This window comes from Pseudomonas sp. G11, assembly GCF_029457515.1.
In the GTDB taxonomy this organism is placed as follows: domain Bacteria; phylum Pseudomonadota; class Gammaproteobacteria; order Pseudomonadales; family Pseudomonadaceae; genus Aquipseudomonas; species Aquipseudomonas gorinensis.
This window is the reverse complement of record NZ_CP120377.1, coordinates 2,761,403-2,779,989: the sequence shown is the minus strand read 5'-3', so window position 1 is coordinate 2,779,989 and position 18,587 is coordinate 2,761,403. Positions and strand designations below refer to the sequence as shown.

The window sequence follows — 18,587 nt, the reverse complement described above, 5'->3', positions numbered from 1 at the left end:
ACGCAAGCCGTTCCATCGCTGCGGTTATGTGTGTATGCGGCAGAGTCTTTTCGCCTGGGCCTTCAGTTCCAGCCGCCGCCTAACACTTTGTAGAGCGTGATGCGGTTGCTCTGCTCGGTCAGGCGCAGGGTGATCAGGTCTTGCTGTGTACTGTAGAGGGAGCGTTGCGCATCCAGGGCTTCGAGGTAGCTTTTCGACCCGCCACGATAGAGGGCATCGGAGAGTTCGAAGCTTTTGCGGCTGGCGTCGGTCAGCGCCTGTTGCGCGGCGATCCGGCGATCCAGGGTGCTGCGCACCGCCAGCGCGTCGGCCACTTCACGGAACGCGGTCTGCAGGGTTTGCTGGTAGGTCTGCACCTGGATATCACGTTCGACCTTGGCCGAGTCCAGGGTCGCGCGGTTACTGCCCGCGTCAAAAATCGGCACGCTGATGCTCGGGGCAAAGGTCCAGGCACCGCTGCCGGATTTGAACAGGCCGGCCAACGCCGCGCTGGAGGAGCCGGCATTGGCGGTCAGGCTGATGCTGGGGTAAAACGCCGCGCGCGCCGCGCCGATATCGATATTGGCGGACTTGAGGGTGTGTTCGGCCGACAGCACATCCGGGCGTTGTTGCAGCAGGCTGGAAGGCAGGCCCGCGGGTATCTGCACCAGCACGGCCGCTGACTCCAGGTGCGTGCCCGGCAACAGGGCCTCGGGCACGTCACTGCCGACCAACAGGCGCAAGGCATTGCGGTCCTGCAGAATCTGGCTCTCGTAGGACGCCACATCGCCCCGCGCCGACTCGACCGTGGTCTGGGCTTGGGCCACGGACAGCGCGGAGGAGCCGCCCAGAGCATAGCTGCGCTGGGTCAGGTCGTAGGTGGCCAACTGGCTGGTCAGGGTTTCCTGGGCCAGCAGCAGCCGTTCGTTGTCGGCCGCCAGGGTCAGCCAGGCGGTGGCCACTTCGGCCACCAGGCTGATTTGCGTGCTGCGCCGGGTTTCCGTCAGCGCCAGGTAGTCTTCCAGGGCCTCGTCCCGAAGGTTGCGTACCCGGCCAAACACGTCCAGTTCATAGCTGCTCAGCCCCAATTGCGCACTGTAATCGTGGGTGGTGGCCGCCGTGCCGGTATTGGACAACGACCCCGGCGTACGGCTATGGGTGCCGCTGACGCTCGCATCAAGGGTGGGAAACAGGTCCGCGCGCTTGATGCGGTACTGCGCCTGGGCCTTCTCCACGTTCAGGTTGGCCAGGCGCAAGTCGCGGTTATTGGCCAGCGCCAACGCCTGCAACTGCGCCAGGCGGCTGTCGGTGAAGAACTGCTGCCATTTGACGTCGGCGCCCACCTGCCCTTTCGGCAGGCTGGCCGCCGGCAGCCATTGCCCGGAGACGGGCGCTTCAGGCCGCTCATACTGGGGCGCCAGGTTGACGCAGCCGCCCAGGACCATGGCGGCCAGTAAAGGCCAATGTGACTTGATCATGCATCACCTGTCGAGGCAGATTGACGAGCACTGCGCTCGCGGCCGAAACGGCGGCGGATCAGCACAAAAAACAGCGGTACAAAGAAGATCCCCAGCACCGTGGCGCTGAACATCCCGCCCAGTACGCCGGTACCGATGGCCTGACGTCCGGCGGAGCCTGCGCCGGTACTCAAGGCCAGCGGCAACACGCCGAACATGAAGGCCAGGGACGTCATCAGGATCGGCCGCAGGCGCTGGCGCACCGCGATCAGCGTCGCGTCGATCAGGCTGTTGCCCTGCTCTTGCAGGTGCTTGGCGAACTCAACGATCAGGATCGCGTTTTTCGCCGCCAGGCCGACGGTGGTCAACAGCCCCACCTGGAAATACACGTCGTTGCTCAACCCCGCGACGCGGGTCGCCAACACGGCGCCAATCACCCCCAGGGGCACCACCAGAATCACCGAGAACGGCACCGACCAACTCTCGTAGAGTGCGGCCAGGCACAGGAACACAAACAATACGGAGAGGGCATAGAGCAGCGGGGCCTGGGAGCCGGATAGCCGCAACTGATAGGACTGCCCGGTCCATTCGTAGCCGATGCCCTGGGGCAATTGCCGGACAATGGCTTCCACCGCGTCCATCGCGTCGCCGGAGCTCACCCCTGGCGCGGGGTCACCGACGATTTCCAGGGAGGCGTTACCGTTGTAGCGTTCCAGCAAGGGTGAGCCGTAACTCCAGGTGCTGCTGGCAAACGATGAGAACGGCACCATTTCATTGTTGCTGTTGCGCACGAACCAATGATCAAGGTCCGCGGCCTGCATGCGCGCGGATGCCTGGCCCTGCACGTAGACTTTTTTCACCCGGCCCTGGTTGAGAAAGTCATTCACATAAGTACCGCCCAACGCCGTCGACAAGGTGGTGTTGATGTCGCTGGTACTCAGGCTCAGGGCCCCGGCCTTGCGGTCGTCGATGCTGACCTTGAGCTGCGGCGCATCGTCCAGGCCGTTGCTGCGAACCCCGAGCAAACGTGGATCCTTTCTGGCCAGCTCAAGAAACTGTTCGCGGGCCGCCACCAGTGCATCGTGGCCCAGGCCAGCGAGGTCCTTGAGTTGCAGGTCAAAGCCCGAGCTTTGGCCCAGGCCGCGTACGGTCGGCGGTTGCATGACGAACGCGTCGGCATCCCCGATGCTGGCCAGTGCCAGGGTCGCCCGTTGGGCAATGGCCGCCGCACCCTGGCCGGGCCCACCGCGTTCGTCCCAGTCCTTGAGGCGGATAAACGCGCGCGCGGTGTTCTGGCTGTTCCCCCCCATGCCCAGCCCGCTGATGCTGATCATCGCTTCGACTTCGGGCTGTTTGAGGATGTAGTCCTCGAACTGCTTGATCACCGCCTGGGTGCGGCTGTCCGTCGCGCCGACCGGCAACTGGATCTGTGCCAGGAGGATCCCTTGGTCTTCGTCCGGCAGAAACGACGTGGCCAGGCTCATGTAGCCCACCGCCATGACCACCAGCACCCCGCCATAGAGCAGCAGGCTGCGCACCCAACGCCGCAACACCACGCCCACCCAACGCTCGTAAGCGGCGCTGGCACGTTCAAAGGTGCGGTTGAACCCGCCGAAGAACCCGCGCTGGGCCGCATGCCCCTGGCCATCGTGGGTTTTGAGCAACGAAGCGCACAGCGCGGGGGTCAGCGTCATCGCCACCAACACCGAGAGGACCATGGCCGAGACAATGGTCACCGAAAACTGCCGATAGATAATCCCGGTGGAACCGCCGAAAAACGCCATGGGGATAAACACCGCGCTCAGCACCAGCGTGATGCCGACCAGTGCGCCGCTGATTTCGCGCATCGATTGACGCGTGGCCGCCACAGGCGATAGCCCCTCCCCCATCAGCCGCTCTACGTTTTCCACCACCACAATGGCGTCGTCCACCAGCAAGCCAATCGCCAGGACCATGGCAAACATCGTCAAGGTGTTGATCGAATAGCCAAACATCGCCAACACGCCGAACGTGCCCAGCAACACCACCGGCACGGTAATCGCCGGGATCAGCGTCGCGCGCAGGTTTTGCAGGAACAGGAACATGATCAACACCACCAGCACGATGGCCTCGCCCAAGGCCTTGACCACTTCCTCGATGGACAGGCTGACAAACGGCGTGGTGTCGTAGGCAATCACGTTTTTAAGCTGCATTTCAGTCGGGTAGAACGGCTCCATCTCCTTGAGCTTGGCCTTGACCGCCTTGCCGACGTTCAGCGCATTCGCGCCTGCCGCCAGTTGCACCCCCATGGCCGCCGCGGGCTTGCCGTTGAGGGCGGTGCTGATGTCGTAGCTCTCGCTGCCCAGTTCCAGGGTCGCGATATCGCCCAGCAACACCACGGCACCGTCGCTGCTGGACTTGACCACCACATCACGAAACGCTTCGACGGTCTGCAGTTTGCTGCGGGCACTGATCGTGGCGTTCAACTGCTGCCCCTTGATCGCCGGCAATGCCCCCAGTTGCCCGGCGGAGACTTCGGTGTTCTGCGCCTCCAGGGCACTGCTGACGTCCGAAGGCATCAGCGCGTACTTTTCCAACAGGGCCGGGTCCAGCCAGATACGCATGGCATAGCCTGCCCCCAATGTCTGCACATCGCCGACCCCGTCTATGCGGCTGATGGAGTCCAGCAAGGTGGTGGAAATGTAGTCGCCGATCTGGGTGCCGGTCACGCTGGGGTCATCCGATGCCAGGGCGACAATCATCAGGAAGTCCGAGCCGCCCTTGGTCACGGTCAGGCCTTCGCTTTGTACCGATTGCGGCAGTCTCGACTCGGCTTGTTGCAGCTTGTTCTGTACCTGCATTTGGGCGACATCCGGGTCGGTGCCGGCGGTGAACGTCAAACTGATGCTGGCACTGCCCGCCGAACTGCTGGTGGCCGACATGTAGGTCAGGTTATCCAGGCCTTTCATCTGCTGTTCGATGACCTGGGTCACCGAGTCTTCCACGGTCTTGGCCGAGGCCCCGGTGTAGGTCGCGGAAATCTTCACCGTAGGTGGCGCGATGTCCGGGTATTGCTCCAACGGCAACTGGCTGATGGAGAGGCTGCCACCGAGCATGATCACGATGGCGATGACCCAGGCGAAAATCGGTCGATCAATAAAAAAGTGCGCCACGCTTAACCCTCCTTCACAGGGGTGGGTGGCGTGGCCGCTTGCGCGCTGGCGTCCTGCGCCTGGACTGCGGCACCGGCACGGACTTTTTGTCCGCCTTCGACAATCAACTGGTCACCCGCCTTGAGGCCTGCCGTGACCCACCATTGATTGCCCACCGCGCGATCAATGCTCAGCTGACGTTGTTCCACCTTGCCGTCGACCACCAGTAGCGCCGTGGTCACACCGCTGGCGCTGCGGGTCACTGCTTTTTGCGGAACCAGAATGGCCTGGTCATTGCGGGCCTGCTCCAGCACCGCGCGGACATACATGCCCGGTAGCAGCAGGTGGTCTGGATTGGCGAACTCCGCGCGCAGGGTGACGGTGCCCGTCCCCTCGTTGACACTGACGCCGCTGACCTTGAGCCGCCCTTGCTGGTTGTAAGTGCTGCCATCGTCCAGCTTCAGGCTGACCCGCGCCTGGCCGTCACCGTTGGACTGCAACACGCCGCTGGCCAGGTCCCGCTTGAGCCGCAGCAATTGCGTGGTCGATTGGGTAACGTCCACATAGATCGGATCGAGTTGCTGCACCGTGGTCAATGCACTGTCCTGATTGGCCACCACCAGCGCGCCAGGGGTCACGGTGGACGTTTCGATGCGCCCGCTGACCGGCGAGGTGATACGTGTGTACGCCAGGTTGATCCGGGCAGTTTCGACTTCCGCCTCGGCGACTTGCACATCGGCGGCAGCCGTCAGCAAGGTCGCCTGGGCGTCCTCGTTATCCTGCTGGCTGATGGCATTGATCTTCACCAGTTCCGCGTCGCGCCTGGCGGTGCTCTGCGCCGATTTAAGCGTGGCGCGAGCCTTGGCCAGGCTCGCCTGGGACTGCGCCAGCGCGGCGGTATAGGACGCCGCATCCAATTGGTACAGGGCCTGCCCGACCTTGACATCCGCGCCCTCGACAAACAGTCGCCGCTGGACGATGCCGCCCACCTGCGGACGGATCTGCGCCACCATGAACGCCTGGGTGCGCCCGGCCAACTCAGTGGTCAGCACCTGGCTCTGGGGCTTTATGCTGATCACCGAGACTTTGGGGGTGACCGCTTCAGGCGCCGGCTCGCCACCGGAGCAGCCACCCAACATGACCAGAATGATCAACGACAGGAAAACCGCGGCGGTTACCAGGAATTTGGCGATTATTTTCGTGGACATAGCTGCCTCTGCAAGACGGAATGGCTTGAGTCAGCGCCATCCTGCGAGGCAAATGTGCAGGAAAATTGAAGATTGCCCGACCGGGTTGAATCTTTCCGTCGCCAGGGCCTAAATGGTCCATCCATTCTTAACGGCCCACCTGCATGAAGTTGAGTATCTCCACCAAGCTGTTTATCGCGGTACTGGCCGGTGTGCTGCTGGTCATCCTGAGCATGGGCTTGGCGACGAGCTGGAGTTTTGGGCGCGGCTTTCTCGGGTATCTCAATGAGCAGGCGCTGGACCGCATGGCACCCGTGCTGCCACGCCTGGCCAGTGCCTATGCGCGTGAGGGGAATTGGGAGTTCCTGCGCAACCAGCCGGACCGCTGGTTTGACATTATGCGGCCCGAACTCGGCGAAGATCCGGCGAAGAACGACTTGCGTACCCCCATGGCCTCGGACCTGACGGGCGCGCTGTTTCGCATTGCATTGCTGGATAAACACAAAAAACGCGTGAACGGCTACCCGGATATCGGCAACGACGCCTTGTTGCGCCCGATCGTGGTGGCCGATGAAACCGTCGGCTGGCTGGCCGTGACCCCGTTCCAGAGCGTGACCGAGGCCGGCGGCGAACGGTTCCAGCAATACCAGTTACGCACCAGCCTGGTGATGGGCGCCTTTTCGCTGCTACTGGCGATGCTGATTGCCTGGTGGATCGCCCGCACGTTGTTAGAGCCGGTCAAACGGGTGGCCGCAGCGACCCATCGCCTGGCCAGCGGCGACTACAGCGGCCGCGTGGCGGTGGCCTCCAATGACGAAGTGGGCCAATTGGCCCGGGACTTCAATCAGCTCGCCTATACCCTGGAGCGCAATGAACAGATGCGTCGTGAGTTCATGGCCGATGTGTCCCACGAATTGCGTACCCCGCTGTCGGTGTTGCGCGGCGAGCTGGAGGCCATCGAGGATGGCGTGCGCACCCTGGACCAAGGCTCGATGAAATCCTTGCAAGGTGAGGTCGGCATGCTCAGCAAGCTGGTGGATGATCTGTATGAACTGTCCCTGGCGGATGTGGGCGCACTGACCTATCGCAAGAGCGCTTGCGCACTGGAGCCGCTGCTGCGCAACAGTGTGGCGATGTTCCAGGAGCGCTTGCACGCCCAGCACCTGCGCATCGAACTGGACTTGCCATCCCAGCCCCTGGAACTGCTGGCCGACGCCAATCGCTTGCAGCAATTGTTTTCCAACCTGCTGGAAAACGCCGTGCGCTACACCGACCCGCAGGGGCTCATACGCATCCGCGCCGGCCTGGATCGCACCGACGTGTGCATTGACGTTCTAGACTCCGGCCCAGGCGTTTCAGCCGAACAACTGCCGCGCCTGTTCGAGCGTTTCTATCGCGGTGAATCGTCGCGCAACCGCGCCAGTGGCGGGGCCGGCCTGGGGCTGGCGATTTGTCACAGCATCGCCCTCGCCCACGGCGGCAGCCTCAGCGCCGCTCACTCCCCCCTCGGCGGTCTTTGGCTGACCCTGCGCCTGCCACGGAATACCTGACTCATGAGCGACGAAAGCCCGATCCTGATCGTCGAAGACGAACCGAAGCTGGCCGCACTGATGCGCGATTACCTGGTCGCCGCGGGCTACCCGACGCGCTGCCTGGACAACGGCTTGCAGGTGGTGCCGAGCGTGCGCGCCCAGGCACCGCGCCTGATCTTGCTCGACCTGATGCTACCCGGGCGCGACGGTATGCAAGTGTGCCAGGACCTGCGCGGGTTCAGCGCCGTACCGATCATCATGATCACCGCCCGAGTCGAAGAGGTGGACCGCCTGCAGGGCCTGGACCTGGGCGCCGACGACTACATCTGCAAGCCGTTCAGCCCGCGCGAGGTGGTAGCGCGAGTCAAAGCCATCCTGCGTCGCGGCCCCCACCTGCTGACCAGCACACCGCCGCGCCTGCTGATCGACGAAACGCAATACCGTGCGTCACTCGACGGTATCGAACTGGACCTCACGCCGCTGGAACTGCGCTTGCTCAGCACCTTTGCACGTTCCGCCGGGCGGGTGTTTTCCCGTGACCAACTGCTCGACAACATCTACTCCGACCACCGTGTGGTCACCGACCGCACGGTGGACAGCCATATCCGTAACCTGCGGCGTAAGCTGGAGCAGGCATGCCCTGGGGAAACGCCCATCGAGTCGTTGTATGGGGTGGGCTATCGGTTTCAGCTTTCCGGGGGCTGAGGTTTTGTCGAGGCCAAGGCAGTCTGCACCCTGGCAACGCCCCCCTTGACCATCCTAAAGGCCCTGGCTGGAGCAGCCCGAGCTGATCGCTCATTTGCAGGAAGAAAGTTTCGAGCGCCGTACCGCCAACACCTTGACCAGCATCGAGGCCTATCTACAAGAACTGGAAGTGGTACGCGCCCAGGGTTATGCCGAAGACCATGAAGAGTTCGAAGACAATATGCGCTGCCTGGCCGCACCGATCCGTGACCGTTTCGGCCACGTGATAGCGGGCATGAGCGTGTCCTTCCCCTGCTTTCGTTTTCGCGAAGAACTCAAGCAGGATTACGTTAATCGGCTGATGGAAGCCACCCAGCAGATTTCCAGACAATTGGGCTGGCAGGCAAAGTAGCCCAGGCGCCAGCGAACGTATTCGCCAGCGCCAGGGCAGGCAATCGGTTTACAGCGCCGGGGGTTTAGGGAATGCGCCACGGGCGTGTTCGTAGGCCTGGGCAACGCGTAATGCGAGGGCGTCCTGGAAACGCGGGGCAACGATCATCATGGCTACCGGCAAGCCGTCCGCAAGCCCCGCCGGGATCGACGTCGCGGGGTGCCCCGTGAGGTCAAACGGCGCGGTATTGGCGAGCATGTCCAGTGCACTGTGCACGTACTCCTCGACGGGCGCATCCGCGGCGGTCAACGGCGTGGCTACGAAGGGCATGGTGGGCAGCACCAATACATCAAAATCCTTGAATGCCTCGTCGTACTGGCGCGTCAGCTCCGGTACCAGCATCCGCGCCTTGGCGTAGTAGGCGCCATGCAGGTTTTTCAGGCTGTAGTGACCGGTCAACGCGACCGCTCGCACGCTACTGGACAACGCATCCGCGTGTTCACGGCGTTTTTCGCCGAAGTAACTCATGATGTCCGGGTCGTAATAACCGTCGACGTTCATGCCGTAACCATTGCCCTGCAACATCTGATACGCCGCGCCGTCAGTGGCAATCACGTTCCACAGATCCAATGCCACGCCCGTGTGCCACGGAGCACTCGCTTCGCCGACACTGGCGCCCAGGCTTTCAAGCTGGGCAACCGCCGCCTTGACCAGCGCATCCACCTGCGGCTCGGACATCCCCGGGATCGCAAACCCCTCTCGCAGCAAGCCGATCTTCAAGCCGGCAACGCCCTGGTCCAGCGTCGCGAGGCAGTTGACCGCGGGTGGACTCTTTTGCCGGGAATCAAGCCCATCGGCTCCCGCAATGACATCGAGCATCACTGCCACATCGCGCACGTTATTGGCCATCGGGCCCACGTGATCGATGGTTCGCTCAATCGGGAACGCCCCGGTGTAAGGCACCAGGCCGTAAGTCGGTTTGTGCCCGACGATGCCGCTCCAGGCCGACGGCATCCGGATCGAACCGCCCTGATCGCCGCCGATGGCCATGTCGACTTGGCCAAGCGCCACCAGCACCGCGCTTCCGCTGGACGAGCCGCCTGCATTGCGCGTCAGGTCCCACGGGTTTTTAACCGGGCCGCTGGCGGAGGTGAAACTGGCCCCGGAGAAACACAAGTCTTCACACACCGACTTGCCGACCACCGTGGCCCCGGCCGCCAGCAAGCGTTTGACCACAGTGGCGTCTTCGGACGGGATATACCCGTCCAGGCTCAATGAACCGTTAGCCATGGGGACGCCAGCCACCGACACGTTGTCCTTGATGACCACAGTCCTGCCGGCCAATGGCCCTTGCGCCGCTCCAACGATGCGGGTTTTCACGTACCAGGCGCCGTGCAGGTTGTCTGCCTCGGCGGCTTTGTTGTATTCGCGTTCAGGCGGTTGCTGCGCGACGTTGGCGGCGTACAGCGCATCGATGGCTTCATAGGCGTTCAACGTTTCGTCGGCCAGATTGAGGAAGGCCTCCATCTGGCTATCTGTCAGGTGATAACCGTGGTCTTCGGCGGCCATCAGAAAATCGGCTTTGCTGGGGCGTTTTACGGACATGGTGTTCTCCAAGTGACGTTAAGAACCACCCGATATCGGGTGATCATTGACTCGAACCGGCCGTGCCCAATGCACAGGTTACGGCTCGCTCCGGAGGACTCCATTGTCCATGCCGGTCGCCACGCGGTGATCCATACCTGCCAAGTGAGGCGTATGGCAAACGTCCACGCAGAAGAGGATCAAGCCTTCACAAGCTTGATGCTCAAAGACTGTTCAGGAACAGGCTTGTCGGAACAACTCGTGGGCCTTGACCAGTGCTTCGGCGATTTTTTCCACCGGTTCGCGTTTGGCCATGGCTTGATCTCGCAAGGCGTTGTAGGCATCGGTCTCCGACATGCCCTTGGTTTCGATGAGGATTATTTTCGCCTGCTGCACGGTGCGCATGACCGCCATGCGCCCTTCCAGGCGCTTGACGTGCCTTTCCCGTTCGCGGGCCTTGCGTGACTGACTGAGCGTGATCGCCAACGCGGTCAGCAAACCGAACGACTTCACGGGCGAAGGAATGACAGAGCAAGCGTTCAATTGCACCAATGCCTCGACAATGATCGGGTTCTCATAGGCAATCACCGGAATGATCGGCGGCGTGCTGGCGTGCAGCAGCCATGGTGTGTTGGTCGACAGGCTTTCCGGCGACACCGCCAACACGATCACGTCCGCCTCAGCGCTCAAGCGCTCCGGAATCGGCCATTGCACACGCACCTGACAACCGATGCGCTGCAACTGTTCGATCAGGTTGCGTCCATCCTCGTCATCCGGGTGCATCACCAATACGCTGACGTCGCGCAGGTCCTTGATGCCACCGGCACCGTCGTTGCGCAGGCGTTTCTTGGCGGCGCGCACGGTCATAGACGTCTCCCCACCGAGCCGGACCATTCATTGAAATTGGGTGCAATGGCATATGGGTCAGGCTTGAGTGCACGCTGGCTTTCGTAAAGGATGTCGAATTGACCCTCGACATTGGCCCGGCCGATCCGCGAAAACAGGTACGTATGGTGATTGTTGGCATCGATCCGAATGCGTCCTTGTGGCGCTTCGAATTCCAGCCCGCGCATGGCCTGCAGCACAGCCTCCACTTCAGTGCTGCCCGCTCGAACGATCGCCTTGGCCAGCAAATGCACCTGGAAGTAGGCCGCCTCCCAGCAACGGTCAGTGACCTGATGCTGACCAAACAGCTCGCGGTATTGGGCAATGCATTGGCGGTTGGTCGGCGTGTCCACCGACTGAAAATACGTAGCCGCCGAAATATGCCCCGCGCCCAGGTGAACACCCATTTGCTGAATGTCGGTTTCGCTGGTCGTCAGGCTGGCAATCGGCATCACTGCCGGATCAAAGCCTGCGTCGGCGTAGGCCTGGTACAAATGCCCCATGGTTTCACCGACGACTGTCGAGAAAATAAACGAGGGCTTGAGTTCCTTGGCCTTGACCATCAGCTTGGCGAAATCTTCCGGCCGCGCATTTTTCAGCGGCAGGTAATACTCGCCCAGCTTGGTGCCGCCACGCTCGTACAACAGGTCGCTCATCAAGCGATTGGTTTCGTACGGGTAGACGTATTCGGAACCGATCATCAACACGCGATTGCCGAAGTTGTCCAGCATGTAATTACCCAGCGGCAAGGCATTGTGATTCGGTGTGGCGCCGGTGTAGATGATGTTGCGCGAATACTCGAAACCTTCGTAATACACCGGGTACAGCAACAGGGCGTCGTAGCGCTCGACAATCGGCAGTGCCGCCTTGCGTGCAGCCGAGGTGTAGCAACCAAAGAAAAACCGCAGGTGTTCTTCGCGGATCAGCGATTCGATGTGCATGGCGTACAGCGCAGGCGTTGAATCGGGGTTGCGGGTGATCAACTGCAGCGGGCGACCATCGACCCCGCCGGCCGCATTGATCTGCGCAATCGCGAACTGCGCGCCGCGCATCGTCGAGCCCTCGGCAGCCGCCGTGACACCGGTATCGGAAAACAGACCGCCTATGCGGATCGACTGGTCAACCATGCCTATAAACCTTGTTCAACGTGAGAAAAGACACCCGCTCGTGGATGGGGGTCTGGAGGCCTGTGCAAAAAAATGATTGAACGAGACGCCGTGTAAACGCAACGGCTGCTCTCAGGCGGGTTGTGCCTGGGGCTGGCGCGACAACGCTGTCAGGGCCAGTCATGCGAGGGGCCTTCCACACCTGCCGAGGATGGGCGTGTGACAAGGGACCCTGCGAGGGTGTTGCCTGTCACTCATGCAGATAGTGGGCCACACACAACGGGCAACCTGCTCGCCTGGCGCCAGCCGGTTTCAATCCTTGCCTTGGAGCCAACCCATGCCGCCCACATGCTCACGGTATTGGTGCATTTATCATGCATTCGCGCCAAAGCAGCGCAGGCCAGTGACACGCGGCAATAGATGCAGGAGTCACTCGCCCCCTCCCCTCAACTGCCCGGAAAACGCCCTGGTCGCAATTGGCACTGCCCTTGCTATAACTCTCCAGAGACATCGCGCCAGCTGTTTGCCCTACGCCCCCTTGGCAAGTAGGGAAGCACCTCGCGTACGACTGGATCGGACACAGCTGTCCCGCCAGATTCGGCACAAGAAGCCTGATTTCCCGACTATTGATTTAGCCGGGATGTCGGGCTTTTTTTATTCCTGGAGAGAAGTGAATGCACAACGACAAACGCCGTTTGATCAAGCATGCCCTGTTGCTGGGCGCCTTCAGCCTGTTGCCGTTTTCCCTGGTCAGCCAGGTGCAGGCAGCCGAGACCGTGAAGGTCGGCATCATCCACTCGCTGACCGGCACCATGGCCATCAGTGAGGCCTCGGTGGTGGATGCGGAAAAACTCGCCATCGACGAAATCAACGCCAGCGGTGGCGTGCTCGGCAAGACCATCGAACCGATCGTCGAGGACGGTGCCAGCGATTGGCCGACCTTCGCCGAGAAGGCGCGCAAGCTGTTGGAAAACGATCACGTTGTCGCTACGTTCGGCGCCTTCACCTCGGCGTCGCGTAAAGCGGTGTTGCCGGTGTTCGAACGCAACAAGGCGTTGCTGTATTACCCGACGTTCTATGAAGGCCTGGAAAAATCCCCGGCCATCATCTACACCGGCGCCGAAGCGTCGCAGCAAACCCTGGCAGCCGTCAGCTGGTTGATGGCCAACAAAGGCAAGACCGTCTACCTCGTGGGGTCGGACTACATCTGGCCGCGCACCACCAATAAGCTGGCACGGGCGTCGGTGACCAAGCAGGGCGGATCCATCGTCGGTGAGGATTACCTGCCCCTGGGCAACATCGAGTTCTCCTCGGTGATCAACAAAATCAAGGCCGCCAAGCCCGACATCGTGCTGTCCACCATCGTCGGTGGCTCAAACGTGGCGTTCTACAAACAGCTCAAGGCCGCCGGCATCGACAGCAGCAACCAGACGCTGATGGCGCTGGCCGTCACCGAAGAAGAAGTCACCGGCATCGGCGCCGAAAACCTCACCGGTTTTCTCACCTGCATGAGCTACTTCCAGAGCCTGAAAAACCCGGTCAACGAGAAATTCGTCGCCGCCTTCAAGGCCCGCTATGGCGACAAACGCGTGGTCGGCGACCCAATGGCTGCCGCGTACACCGCCGTGTACCTGTGGAAGAAAGCCGTGGAAAAAGCCGGCAGTTTCGACGTCCCGGCCGTGATCGCCGCGTCCTCGGAACTGACCCTCGACGCGCCTGAAGGCGAGGTCAAAGTCCACAAGGACAACCACCACCTGTGGAAGCGCGCGCGTATCGGCACCCTCAATGCCCAGGGTCAGGTTGACGTGATCTACGAGTCCGCGCCCATCGAGCCCAACCCTTTCCCGAAACTGTGATGCAGGGTCGGGCGCGATCTGACTCGCGCCCTCTCCCGCCCACGCGGTCCGCCAACGTGCAGCGACAGGTAGCGACGCAATGACTTTCGATATTTTGGTGATGCAGGTCTTCAGCGGGTTCTCGCTGTTCTCGGTGTTGGTACTGATGGCCCTGGGGCTGACCATCGTGTTCGGCCTGATGGGCGTAATCAACATGGCCCATGGCGAGTTGATGGCGATGGGGTCCTACATGACCTACGTCACGTCCGTGGTGTTTGCGCGCTACTTTCCCGACTACATGGGCTGGTATTTCGTGATCGGCATCGGCGTGGCCTTCGTCGTGACCTTCGCGTTTGGTTTCTTGCTCGAACGCTGCTTTATTCGCTTCATGTACAACCGCCCGCTCGACACGCTTCTGGCGACCTGGGGCCTGTCGTTGGTGCTGCAGCAGGTGTTCCGCCAAGTCTTCGGGCCCAAGGAAGTCAGCGTGCCCACCGTGCAATGGCTGCAAGGCGCCTGGAAGATCAGCGATGGCCTGGAACTGCCGCTCAACCGGATTTTCATCATCGGCCTGACACTGGTCATCGCCGGCGCCGTGTTTCTGTTTTTGTACCGCAGCCGCTGGGGTTTGCGCATTCGCGCGGTGACCCAGAACCGCGCCATGGCCGGGGCGGCCGGCATCAACACCGCCCGCGTCGACGCGGTCACGTTTGCCCTGGGCTGCGGGCTGGCCGGGATCGCCGGCAGCTCGTTCACCATGCTCGCCTCGACCGGCCCGGTGAGCGGCCAGCAGTACCTGGTCGACACCTTCATCGTCGTGGTGTTTGGCGGGGTGGAGAGTTTGCTGGGCACCTTCCTGTCGGCCTTCGCCATCGGCCAGACGCAGATTTCGCTGGAATACCTCACCACCGGATCCATGGCCAAAGCCATCACGCTGCTGGTGGTGATCGTGCTGCTGTTCTTCCGCCCCAACGGCTTGTTCGCCGCGAAAGTGAGACGCTGAGATGAACGATATGACTGAGACGCCCCTCACCCGCCCCAGCACCTCGACGCCGACCACGCGCTGGCTGCGCGCCGGGTTGCTGCCGTTGCTCGAGCGCCACAGCCTGGCCTGGCTGTCGCTGCTGTTGCTGGTGATATTGCCCCTGAGCCTGGGCGACTTTCGCCTGGGCCTGGCCGGCAAATATTTGAGCCTGGCGTTCTGCGCCGTGGGCATGGTGATGATCTGGGGGTACGGCGGGATACTCAGCCTGGGCCAGGGCATCTTCTTTGGCCTTGGCAGCTACATGATGGCGATGTACCTGAAACTTGAAGCCACGGCCACCGACGAAGCGGCGAGCGCACTCGCCGCCTTCTACGGCTCGGCGTTGCCGGACTTCATGATCTGGAACAGCGTCGACGCGCTGCCCTGGTGGTGGAAGCCTTTCGAGTCGGCGACATTCACCTTTGCGGCGATCCTCATCCTCCCGACATTGCTCGCGTTTGTATTCAGCTACGCGTATTTCAAGAAGCGCGTGGGCGGCGTGTACTTTTCGATCATCACCCTGTCGTTGGCGGCGATCATGTCGATCATGATCATCGGCCAGCAAGGCTACACCGGTGGCGTCAATGGCCTGACCGACTTCAAGACCGCCTTTGGCATGAGCCTGCAAACGCCTCAAACGCCCTGGATTCTGTACCTGATCACCACCCTGTTGCTGCTGGGCTGCGTGGCGTTGTGCGGGTTCATCCTGCGCAGCCGACTGGGCAAAGTGGTGGTGGCGATCCGTGACCGTGAGGACCGCGTGCGGTTTTCCGGCTACAACACAGCACTGTTCAAAGCGTTCATCTTTGCCGTGGCGGCACTGATCTCGGCGCTCGGCGGAGTGATGTTCACCCTGCAGGTCGGCCTCGCGTCGCCGTCGCTGGTGGGCATCATCCCCTCGACCGAAATCGTCATTTACGCAGCCCTTGGCGGGCGTCTGTCGCTGGTGGGTGCGGTGTACGGCACGCTGTTGATTGGCGTGGCCAAAACCTACCTGTCGGAAAATTTCGTCAACTTCTGGCAGTACTTCATCGGTTTCCTGTTCATGGGCGTGGTGCTGTTCTTGCCGACCGGGCTGGCCGGTTTGCTGCAACGCCTTGGCCACGCCCAACAGGAGGTGCAGTCATGAGTGGCCTGTTGCTGAGTGTCGAAGACCTCACGGTGTCGTTCGACGGGTTCAAGGCAGTGGACAGCCTGAATTTCTATGTCGAAGAAAACCAGGTGCACGTAGTGATCGGCCCTAACGGCGCGGGCAAGACCACCCTGCTTGACATGATCTGCGGCAAAACCCGCCCGAGTGCCGGCAGCATCCGTTTCAAGGACCTGCAACTGGCCAACATGATCGAGTACCAGATCACCCGCGCGGGCGTTGGGCGCAAGTTCCAGAACCCTTCGGTGTATGAAGACCTCACCGTGCGCGAGAACCTCGACATCTCATCGCCTGGCAAACGCGGCATTTTTAACTGCCTGTTCGCCCGCAAAGACGCGGCCCTGCAAGCAGAGATCGAGCAGACCGCCGAGATGATTTTCCTCCAGGACCAACTGGGGCGCAAAGCCGGGCTGTTGTCCCACGGGCAAAAGCAGTGGCTGGAGATCGGCATGTTGCTGATGCAGCGCCCGGACCTGTTGCTGCTGGACGAGCCGGTGGCCGGCATGAGTGCAGGCGAACGGGAAAAGACCGCGGGCCTGCTCAAGCGTATCGCCAAGGGCCGCGCCATGGTGATCATCGAGCACGACATGGAGTTCGTGAAGTCAGTGGCTGACAAAGTCACCGTCCTGCACCAGGGCAAAACCCTGGCCTACGGCTCGATGGATCAGGTGCAAAACGATCCTCGCGTCATCGACGTCTATCTGGGGCACTGAGCATGCTGACCGTCAATAACCTGAACGTGTATTACGGCGACAGCCATGTGCTGCGCAACCTCAACCTGGCTCTCGCACCCGCCGAGTCCCTGGCGATCATGGGTCGCAACGGCATGGGCAAGACCACCCTGCTCAGAAGCCTGGTGGGCATGCTGCCGACACGTAGCGGCAGCATCACGCTGGCGGGCCAGGAACTCACTGCCAGCAAGAGCTATGAGCGGGTGGCCGCCGGGGTGGGCTTCGTGCCACAGGGGCGGATGATTTTTCCGTACCTGACGGTTGAGGAAAACATCCTCACGGGCATGCAGGGCGCCCCAGCCGCGCCGATTCCCGACTACATCTACGAGTACTTCCCGGTGCTGTTCGAGATGCGTCGACGCAAGGGCGGCAACCTCTCCGGCGGCCAGCAACAACAGCTGGCGATTGCCCGCGCGCTAGTGTCCAACCCCAAAGTGCTGATCCTGGATGAGCCGACCGAGGGCATTCAGCCATCGATCATCAAGGACATCGCCCGGGCCCTGAACCTGCTGAAAAAAGAACGGGGGTTTTCGCTGATCGTCTCCGAACAGGTGCTGTCGTTTGCGATGGCAGTGGCCGACCGTTACCTGATCATCGAGAAAGGCGAGTTCGTCCACAGCGAGGTCCGGGAAACCGTCGACCGCGAGCGCATCCTGCGCTACCTGACCATCTGAAACCGGACCTGGGAGCGCACACCATGTTGATCCTTGACCGCATTCTGGGCCAGGCCAGCGACCCTGCCCTCGCCGACCGTTTGCATGACCTCAGCCACGCAGGCCAGGTCGAAACCCTCAGCCTGTCGGCCAGCGATATTCAGCGTCATCGCCTGCGCCTGGCCAGTGATCGCGGCACCGACTGTGCGATTCGGCTGGAGCGCCATCAGCAACTGCGTAACGGCTCGGTGCTGATGCTCGACGGTCAGCGCGCCATCGTCGTGCAAATGCAGGACGTGCAGTTTCTCGACCTGCAACCGAGGGACGCTGCCGCAGCGCTGGAGCTGGGGTATTTCGCCGGAAACATGCACTGGGCCGTGCGCTTTGCAGGCACGACGTTACGGATCCCGCTGAATGGCCCGCAGGCCGATTACCTCGAACGTCTGGCGCCGATGCTCGCGGACGGCCGGGTGCAGCGCCTATGAGCGCCGCACCGGCCGATTTGCGCAGCAGCCTGCTGGCGCTGCAACAGGCGGACAGCTTTTTCCCCGGCGGCGCGGTTGCCTGGTCATGGGGGCTGGAAACGCTGGTGGCCGATGCACGCCTGGGGCAGAACGACTCGATGACCGACCGCGTCCCTGTCAGGCGCCGTCAGCGCGGGCTGCAGAATGATCGCAGCGTTCAGGTGCGGGCCTTCGTCGAAGGGCAATTGCGCCATCGCTGGAACAGTTTTGACCGGGTGTTTTTATGCGCCGCCTGGCACGCGGCGGCTGACCTCGCCACCCTGATGGACCTGGACAGTCACATCGAGGCCCTGACCCTGGCAGAGGAACTGCGCCAAGGCTCACGTCGCGTTGGCCAATCGTTGCTGGGCGTGCATGTCGCGCTCGGTACACCCGGCGCTGCCGCTTACCAGCAACACGTGCTCGCCCGAGCAACGCCGGGGCATTTGCCGGTGCTGCAAGGGCTGCTGTGGAAACGTCTCGGCATGCCACTCGAGCACTGCCAACTCGCTGCCGCCCATGGGTTATGCACCGGACTGGTCAGCGCCGCTGTGCGCCTGGGCGTAATGGGGCATGTGGATGCGCAGCGGGTGCTTACCGATATCCAGCCCTTGCTCCTGCAACTGCTGGCTGAGGCTCCGCTCGCCCCCGACGACGCCAGCGGTTTCACACCCATGGCCGAGATTGCCGTGATGCGTCACGAAACCCAGGACCTCCGTCTTTTCGCCAATTGAGGTGGCAGGCACGAAAACGCC

General features: G+C 62.1%; 16 protein-coding genes. 10 read left to right on the top strand and 6 right to left on the bottom strand.

The window, feature by feature from the left end; all coding sequences use genetic code 11:
* Positions 1-62: 62 nt before the first annotated feature.
* The 3 genes from P2T68_RS12940 to P2T68_RS12930 are packed head-to-tail and all read right to left on the bottom strand — an operon-like array spanning position 63 to position 5,775.
* Positions 63-1,457 carry an efflux transporter outer membrane subunit gene (locus P2T68_RS12940; protein WP_277379436.1) on the bottom strand — a complete coding sequence of 465 codons (1,395 nt, stop codon included), beginning with the start codon at positions 1,455-1,457 and terminating at the stop codon, positions 63-65.
* On the bottom strand, positions 1,454-4,588 hold the full coding sequence (locus P2T68_RS12935) for an efflux RND transporter permease subunit (protein ID WP_277379435.1): 3,135 nt from the start codon (positions 4,586-4,588) through the stop codon (positions 1,454-1,456). Before P2T68_RS12935 ends, P2T68_RS12940 begins: the two co-directional genes overlap by 4 nt.
* Positions 4,589-4,590: 2 nt before the next feature.
* Positions 4,591-5,775 (bottom strand): efflux RND transporter periplasmic adaptor subunit, encoded by a 1,185-nt coding sequence (locus P2T68_RS12930; protein WP_024076448.1) that lies wholly within the window; start codon positions 5,773-5,775, stop codon positions 4,591-4,593.
* A gap of 143 nt (positions 5,776-5,918) precedes the next feature.
* On the opposite strand from P2T68_RS12930, the gene baeS reads away from it, so the two are divergent.
* The 3 genes from baeS (at position 5,919) to P2T68_RS12915 (ending at position 8,382) form a co-directional block, all read left to right on the top strand.
* Positions 5,919-7,304, top strand: coding sequence for a sensor histidine kinase efflux regulator BaeS (gene baeS / locus P2T68_RS12925; RefSeq protein ID WP_069076683.1), 1,386 nt, complete (start codon positions 5,919-5,921; stop codon positions 7,302-7,304).
* 3 nt (positions 7,305-7,307) lie between these two features.
* Positions 7,308-7,991: a response regulator gene (locus tag P2T68_RS12920; protein WP_277379434.1), complete on the top strand. Its 684-nt coding sequence runs from the start codon at positions 7,308-7,310 to the stop codon at positions 7,989-7,991.
* Between the two features lie 67 nt (positions 7,992-8,058).
* Positions 8,059-8,382: an IclR family transcriptional regulator C-terminal domain-containing protein gene (locus P2T68_RS12915; protein WP_227496887.1), complete on the top strand. Its 324-nt coding sequence runs from the start codon at positions 8,059-8,061 to the stop codon at positions 8,380-8,382.
* A gap of 48 nt (positions 8,383-8,430) precedes the next feature.
* On the opposite strand, the gene P2T68_RS12910 is transcribed toward P2T68_RS12915, so the two are convergent.
* From P2T68_RS12910 to P2T68_RS12900, 3 genes are all read right to left on the bottom strand, one after another.
* Positions 8,431-9,966: an amidase gene (locus tag P2T68_RS12910; RefSeq protein ID WP_069076681.1), complete on the bottom strand. Its 1,536-nt coding sequence runs from the start codon at positions 9,964-9,966 to the stop codon at positions 8,431-8,433.
* A gap of 213 nt (positions 9,967-10,179) precedes the next feature.
* Positions 10,180-10,812 (bottom strand): ANTAR domain-containing protein, encoded by a 633-nt coding sequence (locus P2T68_RS12905; RefSeq protein ID WP_069076680.1) that lies wholly within the window; start codon positions 10,810-10,812, stop codon positions 10,180-10,182.
* Positions 10,809-11,957 carry a transporter substrate-binding domain-containing protein gene (locus P2T68_RS12900; RefSeq protein ID WP_069076679.1) on the bottom strand — a complete coding sequence of 383 codons (1,149 nt, stop codon included), beginning with the start codon at positions 11,955-11,957 and terminating at the stop codon, positions 10,809-10,811. Before P2T68_RS12900 ends, P2T68_RS12905 begins: the two co-directional genes overlap by 4 nt.
* A 653-nt stretch (positions 11,958-12,610) precedes the next feature.
* On the opposite strand from P2T68_RS12900, the gene urtA reads away from it, so the two are divergent.
* The 7 genes from urtA to P2T68_RS12865 all read left to right on the top strand — a co-directional run bounded on the left by urtA (position 12,611) and on the right by P2T68_RS12865 (position 18,566).
* Entirely contained in the window at positions 12,611-13,792 is a 1,182-nt protein-coding gene (gene urtA, locus P2T68_RS12895) for an urea ABC transporter substrate-binding protein (RefSeq protein ID WP_065926081.1), read from the top strand.
* 79 nt (positions 13,793-13,871) lie between these two features.
* On the top strand, positions 13,872-14,774 hold the full coding sequence (urtB, locus tag P2T68_RS12890) for an urea ABC transporter permease subunit UrtB (protein WP_069076678.1): 903 nt from the start codon (positions 13,872-13,874) through the stop codon (positions 14,772-14,774).
* Between the two features lies 1 nt (position 14,775).
* Positions 14,776-15,924: an urea ABC transporter permease subunit UrtC gene (gene urtC / locus P2T68_RS12885; protein ID WP_069076677.1), complete on the top strand. Its 1,149-nt coding sequence runs from the start codon at positions 14,776-14,778 to the stop codon at positions 15,922-15,924.
* Positions 15,921-16,658, top strand: coding sequence for an urea ABC transporter ATP-binding protein UrtD (urtD, locus tag P2T68_RS12880; RefSeq protein ID WP_069076676.1), 738 nt, complete (start codon positions 15,921-15,923; stop codon positions 16,656-16,658). Before urtC ends, urtD begins: the two co-directional genes overlap by 4 nt.
* Before the next feature lie 2 nt (positions 16,659-16,660).
* Positions 16,661-17,350, top strand: coding sequence for an urea ABC transporter ATP-binding subunit UrtE (gene urtE, locus P2T68_RS12875; protein ID WP_069081345.1), 690 nt, complete (start codon positions 16,661-16,663; stop codon positions 17,348-17,350).
* A gap of 23 nt (positions 17,351-17,373) precedes the next feature.
* Complete coding sequence (gene ureE, locus P2T68_RS12870; RefSeq protein WP_069076674.1) at positions 17,374-17,814, top strand: urease accessory protein UreE; 441 nt, start codon at positions 17,374-17,376, stop codon at positions 17,812-17,814.
* Positions 17,811-18,566, top strand: a complete 756-nt coding sequence (locus P2T68_RS12865) for an urease accessory UreF family protein (RefSeq protein ID WP_069076673.1) — start codon at positions 17,811-17,813, stop codon at positions 18,564-18,566. Before ureE ends, P2T68_RS12865 begins: the two co-directional genes overlap by 4 nt.
* Positions 18,567-18,587 lie beyond the last annotated feature (21 nt).